We start from the raw sequence: 725 nt of genomic DNA, 5'->3' as shown, positions 1-725 counted from the left end.
TTCGGCCAGGTCGACATCGTGGCGGTGGCGCCGGGGCGCATCATCGCCAGCGACCGCACCAAGGTGATCCAGCCGTTGGAGGCCAGCGTCGTGCGCAAAGTGCTGGTGAAGGATGGAGACCGCGTGCAGATGGGTCAGGTGCTGGTGGAACTCGACCCCACCATGGCCAGCGCCGACAAAGCCAATGTGCAAGAGCAGCTCAGGACACAAGCGTCGGAAGTGATGCGCACCGGGGCTCTTCTGCAGTCGCTATCAAATGTGAAGCTGCTCACGCCCGTGCTGCGGGGGCTAGAGGCCGATTTGATCAAAGACCCGGCGACCCAGGCGCAATTGCAGTCGGAGTGGCAAGACATCAGCGCCAAGCTGGGCAAGCTCGACGCCGAGGCCGCCCGTCGCCAGGCGGAAACCGCCACCGTGCGGGAAACCATCGCCAAGCTGGAGGCCACCGTGCCGATGGCGCAAACGCGCGAGACCGACTTCAAAAAGCTCGTGGCGCAAGGCTATATATCGAGCCACGCCACCCAGGACAAAACCCGGGAGCGCGTCGAGCTGGAACGCGACCTCAGCGTCCAGCGTGCCCGCCTCGCCGAAGCCCTGTCCAGCGCCAAAGAAACCGAACAAGCCAAAGCCGCCTACCGGGCGGAAACCCTGCGCGCTTTAAGCGACCGCCAGGCCCAGGCGGCCAGCAAACACAGCCAGCTTGAATCCGACCAGACCAAGGCCAA

Annotated in this window: 1 protein-coding gene; it reads left to right on the top strand. The window is 64.6% G+C overall.

All coding sequences use genetic code 11. The features are described 5' to 3' along the window. On the top strand, positions 1–725 hold a 725-nt coding region (locus B3V69_RS02760; protein WP_296443573.1), incomplete at both ends, for a biotin/lipoyl-binding protein.

Origin of the sequence: Rhodoferax sp. UBA5149 (genome assembly GCF_002413825.1) — a bacterium.
GTDB lineage: Bacteria > Pseudomonadota > Gammaproteobacteria > Burkholderiales > Burkholderiaceae_C > Rhodoferax.
Note: the sequence above shows the minus strand (reverse complement) of the source record. Positions and strands in the feature narration are given on the sequence as shown.